The 17,574-nt window shown below is 65.8% G+C and carries 13 protein-coding genes; 8 read left to right on the top strand and 5 right to left on the bottom strand.

Annotation, left to right across the window (positions count from 1 at the left end; all coding sequences use genetic code 11):
• Positions 1-74 precede the first annotated feature (74 nt).
• Positions 75-1,439, bottom strand: a complete 1,365-nt coding sequence (locus J7396_RS14255) for an aspartate aminotransferase family protein (RefSeq protein ID WP_209261625.1) — start codon at positions 1,437-1,439, stop codon at positions 75-77.
• Between the two features lie 515 nt (positions 1,440-1,954).
• Here J7396_RS14255 and J7396_RS14250 point away from each other — a divergent pair.
• The 5 genes from J7396_RS14250 to J7396_RS14230 all read left to right on the top strand — a co-directional run bounded on the left by J7396_RS14250 (position 1,955) and on the right by J7396_RS14230 (position 8,767).
• Positions 1,955-3,634: an OFA family MFS transporter gene (locus J7396_RS14250; RefSeq protein ID WP_008571350.1), complete on the top strand. Its 1,680-nt coding sequence runs from the start codon at positions 1,955-1,957 to the stop codon at positions 3,632-3,634.
• Between the two features lie 6 nt (positions 3,635-3,640).
• Positions 3,641-4,486 (top strand): formate dehydrogenase accessory sulfurtransferase FdhD, encoded by an 846-nt coding sequence (gene fdhD / locus J7396_RS14245; RefSeq protein ID WP_029819644.1) that lies wholly within the window; start codon positions 3,641-3,643, stop codon positions 4,484-4,486.
• Positions 4,483-6,831 carry an FdhF/YdeP family oxidoreductase gene (locus tag J7396_RS14240; protein WP_127168120.1) on the top strand — a complete coding sequence of 783 codons (2,349 nt, stop codon included), beginning with the start codon at positions 4,483-4,485 and terminating at the stop codon, positions 6,829-6,831. The genes fdhD and J7396_RS14240 overlap by 4 nt, the downstream gene beginning before the upstream one ends.
• Positions 6,821-7,099 carry a hypothetical protein gene (locus tag J7396_RS14235; protein ID WP_209261624.1) on the top strand — a complete coding sequence of 93 codons (279 nt, stop codon included), beginning with the start codon at positions 6,821-6,823 and terminating at the stop codon, positions 7,097-7,099. Before J7396_RS14240 ends, J7396_RS14235 begins: the two co-directional genes overlap by 11 nt.
• Before the next feature lie 387 nt (positions 7,100-7,486).
• A complete protein-coding gene (locus J7396_RS14230; protein WP_209261623.1) occupies positions 7,487-8,767 on the top strand; it encodes an MFS transporter in 1,281 nt (426 codons plus the stop codon).
• 119 nt (positions 8,768-8,886) lie between these two features.
• On the opposite strand, the gene J7396_RS14225 is transcribed toward J7396_RS14230, so the two are convergent.
• The 4 genes from J7396_RS14225 to J7396_RS14210 form a co-directional block, all read right to left on the bottom strand.
• The gene (locus tag J7396_RS14225) at positions 8,887-9,348 is read right to left on the bottom strand and encodes a bacteriohemerythrin (protein WP_005915313.1); all 462 of its coding nucleotides are present in this window, start codon (positions 9,346-9,348) and stop codon (positions 8,887-8,889) included.
• 129 nt (positions 9,349-9,477) lie between these two features.
• Positions 9,478-10,776: a diguanylate cyclase gene (locus J7396_RS14220; protein WP_011347797.1), complete on the bottom strand. Its 1,299-nt coding sequence runs from the start codon at positions 10,774-10,776 to the stop codon at positions 9,478-9,480.
• A gap of 84 nt (positions 10,777-10,860) precedes the next feature.
• On the bottom strand, positions 10,861-12,180 hold the full coding sequence (locus tag J7396_RS14215; RefSeq protein WP_209261622.1) for an FAD-binding oxidoreductase: 1,320 nt from the start codon (positions 12,178-12,180) through the stop codon (positions 10,861-10,863).
• Positions 12,177-13,556 carry a glutamine synthetase family protein gene (locus J7396_RS14210; protein WP_209261621.1) on the bottom strand — a complete coding sequence of 460 codons (1,380 nt, stop codon included), beginning with the start codon at positions 13,554-13,556 and terminating at the stop codon, positions 12,177-12,179. The genes J7396_RS14215 and J7396_RS14210 overlap by 4 nt, the downstream gene beginning before the upstream one ends.
• A gap of 142 nt (positions 13,557-13,698) precedes the next feature.
• Between J7396_RS14210 and J7396_RS14205 the strand changes: the two genes are divergently transcribed.
• The 3 genes from J7396_RS14205 (at position 13,699) to J7396_RS14195 (ending at position 17,428) form a co-directional block, all read left to right on the top strand.
• Positions 13,699-14,454 (top strand): gamma-glutamyl-gamma-aminobutyrate hydrolase family protein, encoded by a 756-nt coding sequence (locus tag J7396_RS14205; RefSeq protein ID WP_209261620.1) that lies wholly within the window; start codon positions 13,699-13,701, stop codon positions 14,452-14,454.
• A gap of 6 nt (positions 14,455-14,460) precedes the next feature.
• Positions 14,461-15,846, top strand: a complete 1,386-nt coding sequence (locus J7396_RS14200) for a glutamine synthetase family protein (RefSeq protein ID WP_008571340.1) — start codon at positions 14,461-14,463, stop codon at positions 15,844-15,846.
• 214 nt (positions 15,847-16,060) lie between these two features.
• Positions 16,061-17,428, top strand: a complete 1,368-nt coding sequence (locus J7396_RS14195; protein ID WP_209261619.1) for an aspartate aminotransferase family protein — start codon at positions 16,061-16,063, stop codon at positions 17,426-17,428.
• Positions 17,429-17,574: the final 146 nt, after the last annotated feature.

The raw sequence follows: 17,574 nt of genomic DNA, 5'->3' as shown, positions 1-17,574 counted from the left end.
TTGACGGCTGCCTGCATGCGTGACACGCGGGGCCCGTCGCCGGCGTTGCGGTCGTTGCCTATGGCCAGCCGAGCCTAGTCCACCTGGCGCAGCATCTTGCCCAGCGTCTCCACCATCTGCCCGATCTGCTCCGGGGTGACGATCAGCGGCGGTGACAGTGCGATGACATCGCCGGTGACGCGCACCAGCAGGCCGCCCTCGTGGAAACAGCGCTCGAAGACCTCGTAACCGCGCGCGCCCGGGGCGCCGTCGCGTGGTGCCAACTCGATCGCGCCGATCAGGCCGATGTTGCGGATGTCGATCACATGCGGCGAGCCGCGCAGGCCGTGCAGTGCGTCTTCCCACTGCAGGCCAAGCGTGATCGCGCGGGTGAACAGCTCTTCCTCGGCATAGGTGTCCAGCGTGGCAATCGCCGCTGCACAGGCCAGCGGGTGGCCGGAATAGGTATAGCCGTGAAAGAGCTCGATCGCGTTTTGCGGCCCGTGCATGAAGGCATCAAAGATCGCATCGGCCACCAGCACCGCGCCCATCGGCACGGTGCCGCTGGTCAGGCCCTTGGCGGCGGTGATGATGTCCGGGGTGACGCCGAAGCGCTGCGCGGCGAATGCGTCGCCCACGCGGCCGAAACCGGTGATCACCTCGTCGAACACCAGCACGATGCCGTGGCGGTCGCAAATGGCGCGCAACCGCTGCAGGTAACCTTCCGGCGGCAGGATCACGCCGGCCGAACCGGACACCGGTTCGACGAACACTGCGGCGATGGTGGATGCATCGTGCAAGGTGATCAGCCGTTCCAGATCGTCGGCCAGCTCCGCGCCGTGTGCGGGCAATCCACGCGCATAGGCGTTGCGCTGCAGATCCAGCGTGTGCCGCAGATGATCGGTACCGGCCAGCAGCGGACCGAACCACTTGCGGTTGTTGGGCAGCCCGCCGATCGACATGCCGCCGAAGCCGACCCCGTGGTAAGCCTTTTCGCGGCCGATAAAACGGGTGCGCTGGCCTTCGCCGCGCAGCCGGTGGTAGGCCAGCACGATCTTCATCGCGCTATCCACCGCCTCCGAGCCGGAGTTGGTGAAGAACACATGGCCCAAGCCGGGCGGGGCGATTGCGGCCAGCCGCTGCGCCAGTACGAAGGGCAGCGGAGAGCCCATCTGGAAGGTCGGCGCGAAATCCAGCGTGCCGGCCTGTTCGCGAATGGCGGCCACGATGCGCTCGCGGCCATGTCCTGCATTGCAGCACCACAGGCCTGCCGTGCCGTCCAGAATCTGGCGGCCGTGGACATCGCGGTAATGCATGCCCTGCGCCGAGGCCAGCAGGCGAGGCCGTGACTTGAACTGGCGATTGGCGGTGAACGGCATCCAGAAGGCATCCAGCTGCGTCGGTGCCTGCAGCGCATCGGCGGCATCGCTGGGAAGGTGGAGGGGCATGGCAGGCTCCATCGTGCAGGATCGCCCGACTGTACGCAGCTGGCGCCTCGGCCGTCACCTGACAGGCCGGCAGGCGCACAGGAGTAGCAGGCGCATCGTGCGTATTCCGGTCGAGCGACACCAGGACCGGATGATGCCGGCACCCGCCACAGCGCTGCGCGTGCAGCCGGCGCGGGGACGGGTTTCGCGACGCGGTTGGCGAAGTGCAGACAGACTAGTCAATTAGTCGCAGCTGCGGCCGCTAACACCAAGGCACGCTTACGTGACATGGGTATGGGCGGCGCTTTGCAACACTGCAGGGCGCTGGCAAGCATTGCAAACAGGCAGGGATCGCCGATGATGCGCCAGACGACCGCCAGTTGGGCCTGGTCGGTGTCGCTGCCCATATCGCAACGCGTTATTTGATTGCAGCTATCAATCGTATTCGGAACGGCCGACAGGACGTCGCCATCGCCCGCCAGGCGTTGGTGGTAGTCCTGTCAGCCGTGTTTTCGCAGTTCATCGTTGGTTTTTTGGGGGAAATGAGAATGACGCAAGGGTCCACCGTGGCGACAGCCAGCGGCGCAGACGCCGGTTTACTGTCCAAGGAGCGCATCATTGCGCGGCCGGGGTTCAATCGTTGGTTGGTACCGCCGGCAGCACTGGCGATCCACCTGTGCATCGGCATGGCCTACGGCTTCAGCGTGTTCTGGCTGCCGTTGTCCAAGGCGCTGGGCATCACCGAGTCGATCGCATGCCCGGCCGATATGGGCCTGTTCGCACGCATGGTGGCCACCACCTGCGACTGGAAGATCAGCGAGCTGCAGTGGATGTACACGCTGTTCTTCGTGCTGCTGGGGTGCTCGGCAGCGATCTGGGGCGGCTGGCTGGAACGGGCCGGCCCGCGCAAGGCCGGCGTGGTCTCGGCGCTGTGCTGGTGCGGCGGGCTGGTGATCTCGGCAGTCGGCATCCACTTCCATCAGATCTGGATGCTGTGGCTGGGCTCGGGCGTGATCGGCGGCATCGGCCTGGGGTTGGGCTACATCTCGCCGGTGTCGACGCTGATCAAGTGGTTCCCGGACCGACGCGGTATGGCGACGGGCATGGCGATCATGGGCTTTGGCGGCGGCGCGATGATCGGCAGCCCCTTGGCCGATGCGCTGATGCGCCATTTCGCGACCCCCACCTCGGTGGGCGTAATGGAAACCTTCCTGGTGATGGCGGCGCTGTACTTCGTCTTCATGATGGCCGGCGCGTTCGGTTACCGCGTGCCGCCGAGCGGCTGGACCCCGGCCGGCTGGACCGCGCCGGTGGCCAGCAGCAACGCCATGATCACCGCCAACCACGTGCACGTGAAAAAGGTCTGGGGCATCCCGCAGTTCTGGTTGCTGTGGGGCGTGCTGTGCCTGAACGTCTCGGCCGGCATCGGCGTGATCGGCATGTCCTCGCCGATGTTGCAGGAAGTGTTCGGCGGCCGTCTGATCGGCGTGGATGTGGGCTTCGCCAGCCTGGATCCCACCCAGCTGGCCAGCATCGCGGCCATCGCGGCCGGCTTCACCGGTCTGCTCAGCCTGTTCAACATCGGCGGCCGGTTCTTCTGGGCCAGCATGTCCGACAAGCTCGGCCGCAAGAACACCTACACGCTGTTCTTCGTGCTGGGCATCTGCCTGTATGCAGCGGCGCCGTCGGCTGGCGGTATTGGCGGCATCGCGCTGTTTGCGGGCATCTTCTGCATCATCCTGTCGATGTACGGCGGCGGTTTCGCCACCATTCCGGCGTATCTGGCCGACCTGTTCGGTACCCAGATGGTCGGCGCCATCCACGGCCGGCTGCTGACTGCCTGGGCAACCGCCGGCATCCTGGGTCCGGTGGTGGTGGGTTACATGCGCGAGTACCAGCTGGCGCACGGCAGCCCGCCGTCACAGGTCTACAACACCACCATGTACATCCTTGCCGGCATGCTCGTGCTCGGCCTGATCTGCAATCTGTTGGTGCGCCCGGTGGCCGCACGTCACTTCATGACGCCCGACGAACTGGCACGCGAAAAGCAGCTGGCGCACGAAAAGGTCGACCGCACCGGGCACGGCACGATTCCACCGGAACAAATGGCGCGCATCGGTCATGGCGGCAACCCCGCGCTGGTCGCGTTTGCCTGGCTGGCGGTGGGTATCCCGATGCTGTTCGGTATCTGGGTCACGCTGCAAAAAGCCTTCGTGCTGTTCCATTGAGGTGAGATGACCAGTCCGTCTTCCCGCGCCGTGCGTCCGGGCAGTGTGGTACGCACGGTCCGTCGCCATCGCGGCGGCCGCAGCGCCACGGTGCAGGACATGGTGGCGGCCGAAATGCCGGTCGCCTTCATCTACAACGGCGTGCCGTTCGCGGTGATGATGGCCACGCCGGAGGACCTGGAGGATTTCGCACTTGGGTTCTCGTTGAGCGAAGGCATCGTCGATCACGCGCAGGACTTGCGCGTGATCGCGGTGGAGACGTTTTTGGAAGGCGCTTCGCTGCAAATAGAAATCCCGCCCGAGCGCGCAGCCGCGTTGGACCAACGGCGCCGCAATCTGGACGGGCGCAGCGGGTGCGGGGTGTGCGGCAACGAGTCCATCGAAGCGGTGCTGCGTGTGCCGCCGGTGCTGCACTCGTCGCTGCAGATCGACGTGGATGCCTTGGCGCATGCGCTGGATGCGCTGCATGCACGGCAGCCCATCGCCGCGCAGACCGGCGCCGTGCACGCGGCTGCTTGGGCCGATGCGCAGGGCAATGTGCAGCTGGTCCGCGAAGACGTGGGCCGGCATAACGCGTTGGATAAATTGATCGGTGCATTGGCGCGCGCGCGCATCGATGCATCGCACGGGTTCGCGGTGGTCACCAGCCGCGCCAGTTACGAAATGGCCATGAAAGCCGCGCAGGCCCGAATTCCGCTGCTCGCAGCGATTTCGGCGCCAACTGCGCTGGCGATCAGCCTGGCCGAGAGTGCGGGACTGACCCTGATCGGGTTTGCCCGCGATCACGATTGTGTCGTTTACAGCCATCCGCAGCGCCTGGATCTGGGCGTTGCGGTGGGAGAGCCCGCATGAGCAAGAAAACCATCAAGCAATACGACAATCCCGCGGGCGGCTGGGGCGCATTGCGCTCGGTGGCCAAGCACCTGATGGAACAGGACATCGCCGTGCAGGGCGCCAAGACGCTGCTGCACGCCAACCAGCCGGACGGTTTCGACTGCCCCGGTTGTGCCTGGCCGGATCGCGACCACACGTCCACGTTCGAATTCTGCGAAAACGGCGCCAAGGCCGTGGCGGCCGAGTCCACCGCACGTCGCGCCGGGCCGGAGCTGTTCGCTTCGCACACCGTCAGCCTGCTGTCGCAATACAGCGATTACTGGTTGGAAGGGCAGGGTCGCCTGACCCACCCGATGCGCTACGACGCTGCGACCGACCACTACGTGCCGGTGAGCTGGGACGATGCCTTTGCGCAGATCGCGCGGCATCTCAATGGCCTGGCAACGCCGGATGAGGCGATCTTCTACACCTCCGGGCGCACCAGCAACGAGGCAGCGTTCCTGTATCAGTTGTTCGTGCGCGAGTTCGGCACCAACAATTTCCCCGATTGCTCCAACATGTGCCATGAGCCCTCCGGCACCGCGCTGCGGTCGCAGATCGGCGTGGGCAAGGGCACGGTGTCGCTGCACGATTTCGAGCTGGCCGACGCCATCTTCATCTTCGGGCAGAACCCGGGCACCAATCATCCGCGCATGCTGGGCGAGTTGCGTCAGGCCTCCAAGCGCGGTGCGGCGATTGCGGCGTTCAACCCGCTGCGCGAGCGCGGGCTGGAAAAGTTCGCCGACCCGCAGGACAAGCTGGAGATGTTGCACAACGGCTCCACGCGCATCGCTTCGGATTATTTCCAGCTCAAGATCGGCGGCGACCTGGCTGCGGTGAAGGGCATCATCAAGCACGTGCTGGAGCGCGATGCGCAGGCGCAGCGCGATGGCACGCCGCGCTTGCTGGACCTGGAGTTCATCCAGGCGCACACCGCCAATTTCGAGGCGTTTGCTGCCGACGTGCACGCGGAGCGCTGGGACACCATCGTCGAAGAATCCGGGCTGGACGAAACCGCGCTGCGCAAGGCCGGCGAGATCTATCTCAATGCCGAGCGCGTGATTGCCTGCTGGGGCATGGGCATCACCCAGCACAAGCATTCGGTGGCGACCATCCACATGATCACCAACCTGCTGCTGCTGCGCGGCAACCTGGGCCGGCCCGGCGCGGGCGTCTGCCCGGTGCGCGGGCACAGCAACGTGCAGGGCGACCGCACGATGATGATCTATGAAAAGCCGCCGGCCGCGTTCCTGGACAAGCTGCAATCGGTGTTCGGTTTCGCGCCCCCGCGCGCAGACGGGTTCGATACCGTGGGTGCGATCGAGGCGATGCTGGATGGGCGGGGCAAGGTGTTCTTCGCGATGGGCGGCAATTTTGCTGCCGCCACGCCGGATACCGATGCCACGCACCGCGCGTTGCGCAACTGCGAATTGACCGTGCATGTCACCACCAAGCTCAATCGCAGCCACCTGGTGCATGGGCGCGATGCGTTGATCCTGCCGTGTCTTGGGCGCACCGAGATCGACATCCAGGATGCCGGCGCACAAGGCGTGACGGTGGAAGATTCGATGAGCATGGTGCACCTGTCGGCCGGCATCAATCCGCCGGCCTCGCCGGACCTGCTGTCGGAACCGGCGATCGTGGCGCGCATGGCCGAAGCCACGCTGGGCGCACGCAGCGCGATCCGCTGGCGCTGGCTGGTGGGCGATTACGACCGCGTGCGCGATCTCATCGCGCAGGTGTTTCCGGACTTTGCCGGGTTCAACGAACGCGTGCGTACGCCGGGTGGGTTCCGTTTGTCCAACACCGCCCGCGATCGCCAATGGGTGACGCCGGAACAACGTGCCGTGTTCAAGTCGCATGCGGTGCCCACCGACAATCCCATCCACCGCGCGCGCCGCAGCCACGCCGAGCAGATGGTGTTTACGCTGGCCACCACGCGTTCGCACGATCAGTACAACACCACCATCTATGGGTTGGACGACCGCTATCGCGGTGTGTTCGGCGAGCGCCGCGTGCTGTTCATCAATGGGGCGGATATCGCGGCGTTGAACATGAAGGCGGGCGATTGGGTGGACCTGGAAAGCCTGTGCGAGGACGGCGTGCGCCGCGAGGCGCGGCGTTTCCTGTTGGTGGACTACAACATCCCGCGTGGCTGCCTGGCCGCGTACTACCCGGAAACCAATGCGCTGGTGCCGTTGTCCAGTTTCGCCGACGAGGCGCGTACGCCGACCTCCAAGTCGATTCCGGTCATCGTGCTGCCGCACCGCGCCGAAACCGCCGATGCGGCGCCGCGCGATATCGGAGCAGTGCTTGTCCGCTGATCCACAGCTCACCTCACAGCTGTTGCATGCGCTTGCCGACGCGCCCGATGGCGTGTCGCTGGCCCGGCTATGCAAGCACCTGGGCGTGCGCATGAGCGTGCTGCTGCGCACGCTCGCCTGGTTGGGGACGGCGAACCTGGACGGCCAGCCGGGTCCGGATTGGGTGCGCGTGGAAGATCGCGGCGAGCGGCAGTTTGCAGTACTGACGCCGGTTGGTTTGGCCGAGCATGCGCAGCGATCAGCTGCGCAAACGTTGCAGGGCGGTTGAGCGAGCTTCCCGCTGCTTGATTGAAGCTCTGCAGACCGACCAATTCAACTGGTCCTTGCCGGCCCATCGTCGCGGGACCCTTGGCGGCATGGGTGCCCGCCACGGAGCCTACAAGTGCGTACCTGCGGCGTGTCCTGCGATGGTGGGCGCGCAAGGGCCTGCAGCAAACGCGAAGACCTCGCACCTTGCAGGCTGAGCAGTTGACGATCTCCGGCTACGCGTTGCCGGACACCTCTCCTCTGCGAACGCGTCTGCTCCAAGACGAGTCGGGCGCGATCCACAGCACCATCGGTCACGCCTGCAACTTTTTGCTCCCGCCTGGCCTGCGCAAAGCAGTGCCGCGATCTGCCAGAATCGGCCGTCTTGCTTCCCGGATGCCGATCAACCATGACTGCCGCTGCGCCGCTTGCCGCACCCACCAATTCACCTGCGCGCGTGCTGTTCGCCAGCCTGATCGGCACCACCATCGAGTTCTTCGATTTCTATATCTACGCCACCGCCGCAGTGCTGGTATTTCCCACGCTGTTCTTTCCCGCCGGCGATGGCAGTGCGGCGATGCTGCAGTCGTTGGCGACCTTTGCGGTCGCGTTTGTTGCGCGGCCGGTGGGCTCGGCGTTGTTCGGTCACTTCGGCGACCGGGTAGGGCGCAAGGCCACGCTGGTGGCAGCGCTGCTGACGATGGGTTTGTCCACCGTGGCCATCGGCCTGCTGCCCAGTTACGCGCAGATCGGCGTGTTTGCGCCTGCGTTGCTGGCGTTATGCCGCTTCGGCCAGGGGTTGGGCCTGGGCGGCGAGTGGGGCGGGGCGGTGCTGCTGGCCACCGAGAACGCGCCGCCGGGCAAGCGGGTGTGGTACGGCATGTTTCCGCAACTGGGCGCGCCGCTGGGGTTCTTGTTGTCCACCGGCACCTTTCTGGGCATGGGCGCAGTGCTGGACGATGCGCAGTTCATGCAGTGGGGATGGCGCGTGCCGTTTCTGGCCAGTGCATTGCTGGTCCTGACGGGGCTGTGGGTGCGCCTGAGCATCACCGAGACGCCCGATTTCCAGAAGACGCTGGACCGCAAGACGCGTGTCCGGCTGCCGCTGGGCACCGTGGTCGCGCAGCATTGGCCGGCGCTGATTGTCGGCACGCTGGGCGCGTTCGCCACCTTCGTGCTGTTTTATCTGATGACGGTGTTCGCGCTCGGCTATGGCACCAAGACGCTGGGCTACGACAAGGAACAATTCCTGTTGTTGCAGATGGCCGGCATCGTATTTTTTGCGCTCGGCATTCCGCTGTCGGCCAAGTTTGGCGACCGGCACGGCGCGCCGCTGGCGATGATGCTGGCCAGCATCGCCATCGTGGCATTCGGCCTGGCGTTTGCGCCGCTGTTTCAGGCCAGTCACCCGTTGCAGGTGCTGGCGTTCCTGTCGCTGGGATTTTTCTTCATGGGCCTGACCTATGGTCCCTGCGGCACGTTGCTGGCCGAGCTGTATCCCACCGAGGTGCGCTACACCGGCGCATCGCTGTCGTTCAATCTGGCCAGCATCCTGGGCGCGGCGCCGGCGCCCTACGTGGCCACGCAACTGGCGGCCAGTTACGGCGTGCAATCGGTAGGGTATTACCTGGGCGGGGCGGCCGTGCTGAGCCTGATGGCGCTGGTCGTGGCGCGGCGCTGGCGTCGCTGAGCGGCAGATCGCAACGGTTGATGGAGTCTGCGATCGTGCAGCAACGCGGCGGCCCACGATGACGCGATGGCGTGCGCGCTTCGGTGCGCTGCTGCAGAGCCGAGGCGTTGATCTGGCTGCTAGCCGAAGATCCGCTTGAGCGTGCGGCCCAGCCAGCCACCATGCTGATGTGTGCGCGAAAACCGGTCCAGGTGTGCGATCACCTGTGGTGCGTAGGCCTGATCGTCACCGCGAATATGGTTGAACAGCCAGCGTGAGAGCATGTTGCGCAGTTCGTCGCTGACGTCTTCGCCGGCCTGGAAGCGCAGGCGGTATTCGCCGACACGCTTGCCGAACACCGCATGCACGCGCTGGTGCGCCTGGCTGAAGGGATAGCCGGCTTCCTGCATCAGTTCTTCTTCGAAGGCGAAGTGCGAGAGCGTGTAATCGATCAGTTCGTCGATCACCTCCGCCACTGCCAGTTGCTGCAGACTGGTCTGCGCAACATGCAGCTGATTGATCATGTCCACAATGCGCCGGTGTTGATGATCGATGACCTCGATCCCGGTGTTGAGGTCGTCCTGCCAGACCAGCAGTGCCATCGAAGTACCTTGCCCAATGCGATGGGCATACGGTAAGCCGCGCGCGCCGGCAGTGCGTTGATCTGGATCAAGGCATGTCGGCAGGCGCGTCATCCGCACGCGTCGCTTGGGCCTGCAGGCGACGCTGGATCAGCTTGCCAGACGCACCTGGTTACGGCCGCCGGCCTTGGCCAGATACAGGTGCTTGTCCGCTTCGTTCAGCAGGTAATGCAGCGATTGGTCGCTTTCGCTGGCGATGCATACGCCGATGCTCACCGTCATGCTCAACGTCTCGTCTCCCACGCGCACGCGCAAGGCGCTGATGCGTTCGCGCAGGGTTTCGAAATAGCTGGTGGCATTGGCCGCATCCAGCCCGGGCACCAGCAGGCAGAACTCTTCGCCGCCGAAGCGTGCGACCAAGTCTTGCGGCCGCGCATGCCCGGACACCGAAGCGGCCACCGCACGCAACGCCTGGTCGCCGGCTTCGTGGCCCCAGGTGTCGTTGATGTGCTTGAAATGGTCGATATCCACCATCGCCGCGGTCACCGTCTGGTCCTGCAACAGCAGCTTGGGAATGACGCGCTGGCTCTGTTCCAGAAAGTAGCGCCGGTTGGGCAGGCCGGTGAGGAAGTCGCGGGTGGCCAGATCCTGCAGCGTGCCGATCAGTTCCAACTGGTCCACGTTTTGCGATACGCGGCAGAAGAATTCTTCGCGCGAGAAGGGTTTGCGCAGGAAGTCGTTGGCGCCGTTCTTCAGGAAACGCGGAATCAACGACGAATCGCTATTGCCGGAAATGCCGATCACCGCCACCTTGTCGCGCGAGCGGATCGCGCGCAGCCGGCGGGTGAATTCCACGCCATCCATCCCAGGCATTTCCTGGTCGACGATGGTCAGGCGGATGCCGGGGTCGCGTTCGATCGCGTCCAGCCCGGCGGCACCGTCGGCCGCCAGCACCACGCGGTAGCCGTACATCGACAGCAGCGCGCCGGCATAGGTGCGTGCCGACAGCGAGTCGTCCACCACCAGGGCGGCGATCCGGCGATTGCGCTCCAGGCGCTGCACCAGCCATGCCAGGTATTCGATGCTGCCCGGTGCATTTTTCAGCACGTAATCGATGATCTGCTGCTGCAGCACGCGCTGGCGCAAGTCTTCGTCGTACACGCCGCTGACCACCACGGTGGGCAGTTTGCGCGAGAGAAAGAATTCCACGACCTTGTCGCGGTCGCCGTCCACCAGTACCAGGCCGGTGAGGACCAGGAACCAGCCGTCCTCTTCGTCGAGCACGCGCGCGGCTTCGGCCAGGGTCGAGACGACCGTGACCGGGAGTTCCACGCGTTGCTCGATGGCTTCGCGCAGCATGCTGGTGAACGTGCGCGAGTTCTCCACCAACAGCACGCGCTGCGGCAGGACTGCACTTTCACTATTGCGATGTAGGGTACCTGGGGACATCGGCTGGCCGTCTGGATCGAACCGTCAGGTCAGCTAACGGCCCTGCTCGCCAAAACTTGAGCACCACGTTCCAAAGCGTGGCGCTCACCACAGCGCATCGCGCAGCCGATACCAGCTCATCGCCGCCACCAGCAGCGGGGTCCGTAGCCGCTGCCCGCCGGGGAACGGGCGGTGCGGAATGCGTTCGAACACGTCCAGACGCCGGCTCTGGCCGGCGATGGCCTCGGCAATGACCTGGCCGGCCAGGCCGGTGGCCGCCACGCCATGTCCGGAAAAGCCCTGTGCGAAGTACAGATTGGGCGCCAGCCGGCCCCAGTGCGGCGCACGGTTGCGCGAGATGTCCACGTAGCCGCCCCACAGCGTTTCCAGCGGTACGTCGTGCAGCTGCGGGAATACCGTATGCATGCGCTGGGTCATCAGGCGCTGCAAGCCCGCAGGCGGACGCGAGGAGTAACTGGCGCGCCCGCCGAACAGCAGGCGGTGATCGGCACTGAGCCGATAGTAATCCAGTGCCCAGTTGGTATCGGCCACCGCCATGTCGTTGGCGATCAGGGCGCGTGCACGCGCCTGGCCCAGCGGCGGCGTGGCGCCGACATAGGTGCCGACCGGCATGATGCGCTGCTCCAGCGTCGGGGCGATGCCGCGCAGCAGTGCATTGCCGGCGATCACACCGAACGCGGCAGTCACGTTGCCGTGGGCGGTATGCATCACCACGCGCGCGCCGGGCCGCTGCCTGGTCACGGCCGAGTCCTCGTAGATGCGCACGCCGGCGGCCAGCGCGGCCCGCGCCAGGCCCAGTGCATAGGCCAGCGGCTGCAGATGGCCGCTGGCAGGGTCGAACATGGCGCCCAGGTACAGCGGGCTGTCCAGCACCTGGCGGGTGCGTGCGCGGTCCCACCATTGCAGCGGGTAGTCGTAGCGTTCGGCCATGCGCACGATGCCGTGTTGCAGCGCCTGCACCTGACGCGGCTTCAGCGGCACATGCGCGTGGCCGTCGCGCCAGTCGCAGGCGATGGCATGGCGCGCGATGCGCTCCCGCAACAGGCGCATGCCGTCGCGCGAGAAATCGAACAACAGGCGAGCATCGTCGTTGCCGACCAGCGCTTCCAGCGTTTCCTGCTCGCACCCATAGCCAACGATGGCTTGGCCGCCATTGCGCCCGGACGCGCCCCAGCCCACACGCCGGGCTTCCAGCACGATGACGGCGTAACCGGCCTCGGCCAGCGCCAGCGCGGCGGCGAGGCCGGTATAGCCACCGCCGAGAATGCAGACGTCGGCGTGCTCGGCGCCTTGCAGGCGCGGTTGTTGGGGCAGGGCCGGCGTGCTGCGTGCATACCAGCTGTCCGGATACCGGTTGCCCGCTGAATCGCTGTGCGGCGGTGGCGCGTGGGGGGAAGCCATCACACGGTGCGCAGGTACCGCGCGTAATCCAGGTCGGGGACCTGCGCCTGGTAGTCGAGCAGCTCGCGTTGCTTCTGCTGGCCGAATACGTGCTGGAACTGCATGCCGAACTGCTCGGCGATGAAGTCGCTGCCGAGGAACGCATCCACCGCGCCTTGCCAGCTGCGCGGGGTGGACACCGACTGCGCGTACGCATTGCCGGTGACCGCCGCGGTGGGTTCGGCCGGCTGCCGCAGGCCGTCCAGCATCGCGGCCAGCACGGCTGCAGCGGCCAGATACGGGTTGGCATCGGCACCGGCAATGCGGTGTTCGATGCGGGTGTTGTGCGCATCGCTGTGCGGGATGCGCAGCGCCACGGTGCGGTTGTTGAAACCCCAGCTTGCATCCAGTGGCACGAACGCGTTGCTGACGAAGCGGCGATAGCTGTTGGCATGCGGGGCGAACATCAGGAGCGAGGCATCCGCATGCCGCTGCAGCCCGGCGATGGCGTGGCGTAGCGGCTGCGCAGGCGCGTCGGCGGCGCTGGCCAGCACGTTGTGCCCGGCGGCATCGAGCAGGCTCACATGCAGATGCAGGCCGCTGCCGGCCTGGCCGGGGAAAGGCTTGGCCATGAAGCTGGCCAGCTTGCCCTGCTGCTGCGCAATGGCTTTGATGGTGCGCTTGAGCAGAATTGCCTCGTCGCAGGCGGCCACCGCATCGGCACGGTGGTGCAGATTGATTTCGAACTGGCCGGGAGCGTACTCGGCCACGGCGGTGTCGGCCGGAATGCCTTGCTGTCTGCAAGCGGCGGTGACCGCATCGGTAAAACCACGCTGGTCGTCCAGATCCTGCAGCGAATACACCTGCGTGCTGTCGCTGCGTTCGCCGGTGATCGGGTCGCGCGGGGTCTGCGGGCGCCCCTGTGCATCGGCGATGGCGTCGAACAGGTAAAACTCCAGCTCCACTGCGATGACCGGGGTCAGGCCGAGTGCGCCAAACCCCTGCAACACGCGCTGCAACACCGCACGCGGGGCGACTTCGAACAGCGCGCCTTCGGGGGTATGCATCGCCAGCAGCAGTTGCGCCATCGGCCTTGGCGCCCAGGGCACCGGGCGTAGCGAGCCTTCGATCGGCCGGCAGATGCGGTCGGCGTCGCCGATCGCGTAGCCAAGCCCGGTTTCTTCCACCGTGTTGCCGGTAATGTCGGTGGCGATCAGCGACATCGGCAGGCACACGCCCTCGCGATACACCTTGCCCAGGGCCTCGGCGGTCACCCGCTTGCCGCGCAGCACGCCGTTGGTGTCGGGCAATAACAGATCGACAGACTCGCACCCGGCGATGCGAGAGAGGGTGTGGGCATCGGCAGCCGGCAGGGAGGCGATGGAGTTTTCGGAAGCCATGGGCAACACCTGCGAAGTCGCCACGCAGCGTAGCAAAGCGCGCGTGAGTAATCGCAAGCGCAGTGGCACGCTTGGCAATGCCGGCAATGGCGCGGTAACTTCGAGCGTATCGACGTTCCACCGAACGTATCGGATTTCGCGCATGGCAGTCGTTCCGCTGGTCGGCCTGCCGACCGATCGCATCCTGCAAGGGCCTCATCCGTTTCTGGCTGCCGGCGAGAAGTACATCCGCGCGGTGGTCGAGGCAGCCGCTGCGATGCCGGTGCTGTTGCCCAGCCTGCAGCCGGCATTGGATGCAGGCGCGTGGCTGGAGCGGCTGGATGGGTTGTTGTTGACCGGGGCGGTCAGCAATGTGGAGCCGCATCACTACAGCGACGAGCCCAGCTGGGAAGGCAACCCGCACGACCCGGCGCGCGATGCCACCAGCCTTGCGCTCATGCCGCAGGCGCTTGCGCGTGGCCTGCCGGTGCTGGCGATCTGCCGCGGGCTGCAGGAGGTCAATGTGGCACTGGGCGGGCGCCTGCATCAGCGCGTGCACGACGTGCCCGGCCTGGCCGACCACCGGGAAGACCGCGGCACACCGACAGACATGCAATATGGCCCGGCGCATGTGGTGCACCTGCATCCCGGCGGCTGGCTGGCGTGCATGAGCGATAGCGCCCAGGTCTGGGTCAATTCCCTGCACGGGCAGGGCATTGCCACGCTGGCTGAGGGGCTGCTGATCGAAGCCACCGCGCCGGACGGGCTGATCGAAGCGTTCCGCGGCTCCGGCCCGGGGTTTCTGCTGGCAGTGCAATGGCATCCGGAATGGCGTGTCACACAGCATCCGTTCTACCGTGCCATCTTTCAGGCCTTCGGCGATGCCTGTCGCCAATACGCCGCGCGACGCGGCAAGTGAGGTTGCATGTCCATCCGCACGCGTTCGCGCAAGACCCCGTCCAAGCAGCCGGAGAGCGCGCTGCGCCGCTGGCTGAAAGAGCGCAGCATCACCGAGGTGGAATGCCTGGTGCCGGACATTACCGGCAACGCGCGCGGCAAGATCATTCCCGCCGACAAGTTCTCGCATGACTACGGAACGCGCCTGCCGGAAGGCATCTTCGCCACCACCGTGACCGGCGATTTCCCCGACGATTATTACGCGCTCACCTCACCGTCGGATTCGGACATGCATCTGCGCCCGGATGCCAGCACCGTGCGCATGGTGCCGTGGGCAGCCGACCCCACCGCGCAGGTCATCCACGACTGCTATACCAAGGATGGCCAGCCGCACGAACTTGCCCCGCGCAACGTGCTGCGCCGCGTGCTGGACGCCTATGCCCAGGCCAAGCTGCAACCGGTGGTGGCACCGGAGCTGGAGTTCTTCCTGGTGCAGAAAAATACCGACCCCGACTTCCCGTTGCTGCCGCCGGCAGGGCGCTCCGGGCGGCCGGAAACGGCGCGGCAGTCGTACTCGATCGACGCGGTCAACGAGTTCGACCCCATCCTGGATTTGATGTACGACTACTGCGATGCGATGGAGCTGGACGTGGACACGCTGATCCACGAATCCGGCGCCGCGCAGTTGGAAGTCAACTTCACCCATGCCGACCCGATGTCGCGCGCGGACCAGGTGTTCCTGTTCAAGCGCACCATGCGCGAAGCCGCGCTGCGGCACGGTGTGTATGCCACGTTCCTGGCCAAACCAATGGAAACCGAGCCAGGCAGTGCGATGCATATCCACCAGAGCCTGTTGCATGCCGGCACCGGCAAGAACGTGTTCAGCGGCAAGCGCGAGGGCGGTTTCAGCGATACCTTCGCGCATTATCTGGGCGGCTTGCAGAAATACATTCCGATGGCGATGGGCCTGCTGGCGCCCAACGTCAATTCATACCGGCGGTTGATGTTCGGCGAGGTGTCGCCGAGCAATGTGCTGTGGGGCTTCGACAACCGCACCTGCGGGCTGCGCGTGCCCATCGATGCACCGCAGAACATGCGGGTGGAAAGCCGCTTTGCCGGCTCCGACGCCAACCCGTATCTGGCCATGGCAGCGACCTTGGCCTGCGGGTTATTGGGGATCGGCGAAAAGCTCGAACCGACCGCGCCGATCAGCAGCAATGGCAAGGAGCAGGGCTACGATTTGCCGCGCTCGCTGGGCGAGGCGCTGGATGAACTGGAAGGCTGCGAGGCGTTGCAGGAGATGTTGGGGCGGCGGTTCGTGCGTGCATACATCTCGGTGAAGCGGAAAGAGTACGAGACGTTTTTCCGGGTCATCAGTTCGTGGGAACGGGAGTTCTTGTTGTTGAATGTGTGAGGCGTTCTTGCATCTCACGCGCGTGCTGTGTTCCTTCTCCTCCCGGGAAAAGTGCCCGAAGGATGGATGAAGGCAACCTCGGCGGCAACGGAAGTTCTCGCGGCCAAGCTGCCTGCCGGGTGTGCAAGCGATTGGCCGGGCGTTCTGCAAAACCGTCCACGGTCCGGCAACAGGGCCTGGGTATGCTTGTAACCCCTCACGCGCGGAGCAGGTCGTGGATCCTTCGGTGCTCAAGGCGTTGCAGCGGCTCGACGCCGCCCATCATCTGCATCCGTTCAACGACAACGCGGCATTGGCGCACAAGGGCACGCGCATCCTGACGCGCGGTGAGGGCGTGTACGTGTGGGATGCCGATGGCAATCAGTTGCTGGATGCGTTCGGCGGACTGTGGTGCGTCAATGTCGGCTACGGGCGCAAGGAACTGGCGCAGGCAGCGGCGCGTCAGATGGAGCAGCTGGCCTACTACAACAGCTTCTTCCAGTGCACCACCGAACCCACCATCCAGCTGGCGGCCAAGCTGGCGGCGTTGGCGCCGGGCGATTTGAATCATGCGTTCTTCGCCAACTCCGGGTCCGAGGCCAACGACACCATCCTGCGCCTGGTGCGGCATTTCTGGGCCGTGCAGGGGCGGCTGCAAAAACGCATCTTCATCGGCCGCCACGATGGCTATCACGGCACCACCATGGCCGGCGCCAGCCTGGGCGGCATGAAGGGAATGCACCGGCAGGGCGGGTTGCCGATTGCCGATATCCATCACATCGCACCGCCGTATCACTTCGGCGATGGCGGGCAGATGGATCCGGAGGACTACGGGTTGCTGGCGGCACGTCGTCTGGAGGACAAGATTCTGGAACTCGGCCCCGAACATGTGGCTGCGTTCATCGGTGAGCCGATCATGGGCGCGATCGGCGTCTATATCCCACCGCGCAGTTACTGGCCGGAAATCGAGCGGATTTGTCGGCGCTACGACGTCCTGCTGGTCGCCGATGAAGTGATCTGCGGTTTCGGCCGCACCGGCGAGTGGTTCGGTGCGGAGTACTTCGGCTTCCAGCCTGACGTGATGACGCTGGCCAAAGGCATCACCTCCGGCTACATCCCGCTGGCGGCAGCCATGTTCAACGACCGCGTGGCCGGCGTGCTCAAGACCCAAGGCGGCGAGCTGGCGCACGGTGGTACCTATGCCGGGCATCCGGTGTGCGCGGCGGTGGCGCTGGAAAACCTGCGCCTGCTGCAGGACGAGGGCATTGTCGAGACCGCGCGCACGCAGGTTGCGCCGTACCTGGCGCAGCGCTGGGCCGCCCTGGGCGAGCACCGGTTGGTGGGCGAGGCACGCATCGCCGGGCTGGTCGGGGCGCTGGAGCTGGTGCCGGACAAGCAGCGCCGTGGTGCGTATTTCCCCGGGCGCGGGCGGGTAGGGGCGATGTGTCGCGATTTCGCGCTGCGCCGCGGGCTGATCCTGCGCGCGACCTACGATGCCATGCTGCTGTCGCCGCCGTTGATCATTACCCGGGAGCAGGTCGACGAACTGTTCGACAAGGCCTGGGCCGCGCTGGACGACACCGCGCACGCCTTGGGTCGATAGCTCCTGCACAAGTCGTCCCACCGCACGGCAGCGGGCAGTGACGAGGTCGGTGAGCACGCATGCGCGCAGCGGTGCCTTCGTGGCGGCTGCCGCGCTGGTCAGCCGGCAAGGTCGGTCCGTGCCGGTCCCGCTGCGCTGGGCAAACC

Origin of the sequence: Xanthomonas sp. A1809 (assembly GCF_017746015.1) — a bacterium.
In the GTDB taxonomy this organism is placed as follows: Bacteria; Pseudomonadota; Gammaproteobacteria; order Xanthomonadales; family Xanthomonadaceae; genus Xanthomonas; species Xanthomonas euvesicatoria.
Note: the sequence above shows the minus strand (reverse complement) of the source record. Positions and strands in the feature narration are given on the sequence as shown.

Excerpts from the sequence above, each read along its gene's own strand:
- J7396_RS14255 (WP_209261625.1), bottom strand. The coding sequence starts at position 1,439 with ATGGAGCCTGCCATGCCCCTCCACCTTCCCAGCGATGCCGCCGATGCG.
- J7396_RS14225 (WP_005915313.1), bottom strand. The coding sequence starts at position 9,348 with ATGGCACTGCTGGTCTGGCAGGACGACCTCAACACCGGGATCGAGGTC.
- J7396_RS14240 (WP_127168120.1), top strand. The coding sequence starts at position 4,483 with ATGAGCAAGAAAACCATCAAGCAATACGACAATCCCGCGGGCGGCTGG.
- J7396_RS14200 (WP_008571340.1), top strand. The coding sequence starts at position 14,461 with ATGTCCATCCGCACGCGTTCGCGCAAGACCCCGTCCAAGCAGCCGGAG.
- J7396_RS14210 (WP_209261621.1), bottom strand. The coding sequence starts at position 13,556 with ATGGCTTCCGAAAACTCCATCGCCTCCCTGCCGGCTGCCGATGCCCAC.
- J7396_RS14250 (WP_008571350.1), top strand. The coding sequence starts at position 1,955 with ATGACGCAAGGGTCCACCGTGGCGACAGCCAGCGGCGCAGACGCCGGT.
- J7396_RS14205 (WP_209261620.1), top strand. The coding sequence starts at position 13,699 with ATGGCAGTCGTTCCGCTGGTCGGCCTGCCGACCGATCGCATCCTGCAA.
- J7396_RS14220 (WP_011347797.1), bottom strand. The coding sequence starts at position 10,776 with ATGTCCCCAGGTACCCTACATCGCAATAGTGAAAGTGCAGTCCTGCCG.
- fdhD (WP_029819644.1), top strand. The coding sequence starts at position 3,641 with ATGACCAGTCCGTCTTCCCGCGCCGTGCGTCCGGGCAGTGTGGTACGC.
- J7396_RS14230 (WP_209261623.1), top strand. The coding sequence starts at position 7,487 with ATGACTGCCGCTGCGCCGCTTGCCGCACCCACCAATTCACCTGCGCGC.